2 protein-coding genes and 2 pseudogenes are annotated in these 4,191 nt (G+C 48.7%); 1 reads left to right on the forward strand and 3 read right to left on the reverse strand.

The features are described 5' to 3' along the window. Positions 1-366 precede the first annotated feature (366 nt). A complete protein-coding gene (locus IM485_RS22155) occupies positions 367-3,015 on the forward strand; it encodes a cation-translocating P-type ATPase (RefSeq protein ID WP_287745600.1) in 2,649 nt (882 codons plus the stop codon). Positions 3,016-3,036: 21 nt separating this feature from the next. Here IM485_RS22155 and IM485_RS22160 read toward each other — a convergent pair. From IM485_RS22160 to IM485_RS22170, 3 genes and pseudogenes are all read right to left on the reverse strand, one after another. Continuing rightward, a pseudogene (locus IM485_RS22160) lies at positions 3,037-3,255 on the reverse strand (zinc ribbon domain-containing protein); the annotation flags it as partial. Positions 3,256-3,267: 12 nt separating this feature from the next. Next, positions 3,268-3,531: pseudogene (locus IM485_RS22165) on the reverse strand (hypothetical protein); the annotation flags it as partial. Between the two features lie 242 nt (positions 3,532-3,773). Then, complete coding sequence (locus tag IM485_RS22170; RefSeq protein WP_238142106.1) at positions 3,774-4,040, reverse strand: DUF2442 domain-containing protein; 267 nt, start codon at positions 4,038-4,040, stop codon at positions 3,774-3,776. Positions 4,041-4,191: the final 151 nt, after the last annotated feature.

Below are 4,191 nucleotides of genomic sequence, written 5' to 3' on the forward strand. Positions count from 1 at the left end.
CAACCCTTATCCTGACTTGATTTCAGTTTTTTCTTTGTCAGTAAGGGTGTCAACAAGGAATATTACAGATTGTTAACTGAGTCTTGAAAGCCATGTGCGACAAAGGTTTGAAATGTTAAGAAAGATGTGACTAAAGGACAGTATCAAGGGGGGCAGGGGGGATCGAACCTAAAATCCATTTTTAATTTAATTATAACCAGCTACTTAAATTAGCCGTTAAGACTGCACCGGAGTGCCAGAGTTGGGAGCAGGGAGAGGAAGTTTGAGCATTTGTACTAAAATTGTTAATACGCAGTTTAAATTCAGTACAGTTTACCCACTCTCTGTGTGCGAGAATAGCCTGTGTGAAAAACCTAGGTAATTGTTATGGTTGCACCTATACAAAATAGGCAGTTTAACGGGTTGTCTAGTCAAGAAGCTAGTGAGCGCTTGAAACAGCACGGCTACAACGAACTCCCCTCAACTCAGCATCGTACTTTTTTAAGGATCGCCCTAGACATTATCCAAGAGCCGATTTTCCTGCTCCTAATTGCCTGTGGTGTCATCTACCTCTTTTTGGGTGATGCACAAGAAGCTCTAATTTTATTGGGGTTTGTCTTTTTTATTATTGGCATCAATCTTTACCAAGAGCAAAAAACGGAACGTTCTCTAGAAGCACTGCGGGACTTATCCAGTCCTCGGGCCTTGGTGATTCGAGATGGGGAACGGCAGCGAATTGCCGGCCGAGAAGTGGTAGAGGGGGATCTGATCGTGGTGGAGGAGGGCGATCGCGTTCCTGCAGATGCGATTTTGCTGTGGTCCACTCACTTGACGATTGATGAATCGCTGTTAACCGGGGAGTCTGCTCCAGTCAGGAAACGCACCATCCAGCTGGAAGAAGACCCGAAGCACCTTTCAGCCACCTTGAGACCGGGTGGAGACGACTTACCCACTGTCTATTCTGGCACTCTTGCGGTGCAAGGGCAGGGCATTGCCCAGGTGCAAGCAACGGGTATAGGCACTGAAATGGGAAAAATTGGCAAAGCTCTGCAAACGGTTGAACCGGAAGACACGGTCTTACAGAAAGAAACCCGTCGCATTGTCGGTAAATTGACGATGATCGCGCTTGCCATTTGTGCGGCGGTGGTCGTGATTTATGGATTAACCCGGGCCGATTGGTTGCATGGCTTTTTGGCAGGATTAGCCCTAGCGATGGCAATTTTGCCCAATGAAATTCCGGTGGTGCTGGCCATCTTTCTGGCTCTGGGAGCGTGGCGATTCTCGCAAAAACAGGTACTAACCCGTCGCATTCCAGTGGTTGAAACCCTGGGTTCTGTCACCGTTCTTTGTGTCGATAAGACTGGAACCCTGACATTGAACCAAATGGCCGTCAAACAATTGTTGGTTTACAGCGGCTCCAATGCTTATCTGTACGATGTGACGCTCCACGAGCGCGAACCCTTGCCCGAAGTCCTTCATCCCCTGATCGAGTTTGGCATTCTAGCGAGTCGCAAAGATCCCTTTGACCCGATGGAAAAAGCTTTGCAGCAAATTGGTTGGAATTACCTAGCCAAGACTGAACACCTGCATAGCGATTGGCAACTACTGCACGAATATCCCCTGTCCACCGATCTCTTGGCCATGTCCTGTGTCTGGGAATCCCTGACGGGGGAGCTTACCGTTGCGGCAAAAGGGGCCCCAGAAGCGATTGCCGATCTCTGCCATTTCAGCCCGATTCAACAACAGGAGCTTGTCGAACAAATCCAGGCAATGGCCAGAGAAGGTTTGCGAGTTCTGGGAGTCGCCCAAGGACGCAAAATGGGAACATTACCCAAAACCCACGCTCTTGAGTCATCCGGGCCCCCAGCCTACTTAGAATCTGATGATCGCTTACCTGTGCAACAACACGACTTTGAGTTTGAATTTGTCGGACTCATCGGCCTGGAAGACCCCGTGCGCCCTACTGTGGCACCTGCGATCGCTGAATGCTATGGTGCGGGAATTCGCGTTGTCATGATTACCGGTGATTATCCGGTAACAGCCCAGAACATTGCCCGTCAGATTGGACTCAGGCCTTTAGACAAGGTGATCACCGGTAGGGAACTGGAGCAAATGGGTGAGTCGGAACTGCGCGATCGCATTCAAAGCACCAACATCTTTGCCCGTGTCGTCCCCGAACAAAAACTATTGATTGTCAATGCACTGAAACGCTCCGGGGAAATTGTGGCCATGACCGGTGATGGTGTCAACGATGCCCCGGCCCTCAAGTCTGCCCATATCGGCATTGCCATGGGTGAACGGGGGACCGATGTAGCGCGAGAGTCTGCCGATCTGGTCCTGTTGAAAGATGATTTTTCGTCCATTGTCGAATCGGTCAAACTGGGAAGACGTATCTTTGACAACCTGAAAAAGGGGATGGCCTATACCTTGGCCGTTCACGTTCCGATCGCTGGTATGTCGTTGATTCCAGTCATGTTTGGCTGGCCCTTGGTGCTACTCCCGATCCACATTGCCTTTCTGCACTTAATTATCGATCCAGCCTGCACGGTTGTGTTTGAAGCTGAACCGGCAGAAAGCGATATTATGCGTCGTCCCCCCCGTAATCCCAAAGAACCCTTGTTCAGTCGTCGGACATTGCGATTGGCTTTGCTTCAAGGGATCAGCGTTTTAGTGGTACTGGTTATTGTATTCGCGATCGCCTATAACAACGGCAATAGTGAATTTGATGCTCGTGCCTTAGCATTTACGACATTGATTATCTCCAACCTCGCTATGATCTTAACCAATCGTTCCTGGTCCCGAACGATTCCAGAAATGCTCCAAGCTCCTAATCAGGCTTTGTGGTGGGTGATCGGCGGTGGACTCCTGTTTTTGGGATTAGTTCTCTATGTTCCCTTGTTACGACACCTGTTCAGCTTTTCACTGCTACATACTGATGATTTGCTGGTTAGCTTAGTTTCTGGAGTTGTCAGTATTTTCTGGTTTGAAGGACTAAAACTGTGGAACCGTCGGAACTTGACATCCTCACCGCCGTAAACGGACGGCGATTCCCAAACCTCACGATTTGAGTTTCTGCTTCTGTCCCGAAGGATTTTTCGCACCTGCATTAACAGATTTACTCTGTTCTGGTCTTATGGTCGCTCTACAGACTGACACCGCAAGCCCTGCGGCCAAAATGTTTTTACTTGCGTTAATATCTCGGTCATGGTGAGTCCCACAGTCTGGACAATCCCACTCTCGAATATTTAACGGCATTTTCTCAGCAATATACCCGCAATATAGAGCGTCTTTCAAACTCCGTGCGCCGAAACGATGAACGGCGCGATAGCCGATCCGAACAACCCAAGGCTGAGCATCAGGCAATCGTTCATAAAGTCGCCGAGTCGCAGTCATCGTATCGTCAGCAAGCTCAAACGCTCCAGTTTCGATGTCGATCGCCACAATTCTGCCATGATTACCTTCCTCAATTTGGGGGCGCACCTGAGATTCATAAATCTCATCGCCACGTCGGGCAAACTCTTCTTTGCTGTAGCGGGGTTGTCGAACTGTCATAGATTTGACCTCTTTTCAACTATGCCCCTTCATTTTACCCTGAGCAATGGAGGTGTCTATCGTTGAGGTGGCGGAGGGGATTAAACCAGAAGTTGTTGGATTTCTTTTCGTCAACCCAGCCTACATCTGACTTTAACTTGCATTAGGGAACGCACTTAAACCCACAGTTTCAATAAATGTGCATGGTGCGTTCCCCAAAAATCGATCGGTGGAGCAGTAGGAGCCACATTAGGGAACGCACCCTACGAGATCGGCGATCGCACTCGATTATTTAACCAACGCTTCAAGGATTTTTGACTTTCCCCTGATGGTTGGCCAAGAATCAAGTTTTTAGTGCTAATGTCTTCATCTAGTTGATTCCAATGGATTCCACTGCCACCAGCGATCAAGCGATAATCATTGCGCTCCTCAATTGAGCCATGCAGGAGCCGAGGATACCATGCCAGGGGAACAGATATAGTGCGCCCATCAGACAAATCTACACTGAGTGTGTCATCTGTGATGGCCAATTGCTGAATAGCTGACAGGGGGACAAGCGAGCTAGAAAACTTGCCAACAAAGGCTTCTGGCTTCTCTCGCTAGAAATAGATCTAGCGATTCTAGGCAAAAAGCTAACGAAAGAATTAGGGATAGGAGCGAGCTTACTAGGAATTATTATTA

This window comes from Microcystis sp. M169S2 (assembly GCF_020245865.1).
GTDB classification, from domain to species: domain Bacteria; phylum Cyanobacteriota; class Cyanobacteriia; order Cyanobacteriales; family Microcystaceae; genus Microcystis; species Microcystis ichthyoblabe_A.

Bases quoted from the DNA above. Each gene is read 5' to 3' on its own strand.
- IM485_RS22155 (WP_287745600.1), top strand. From the start codon at position 367: ATGGTTGCACCTATACAAAATAGGCAGTTTAACGGGTTGTCTAGTCAA.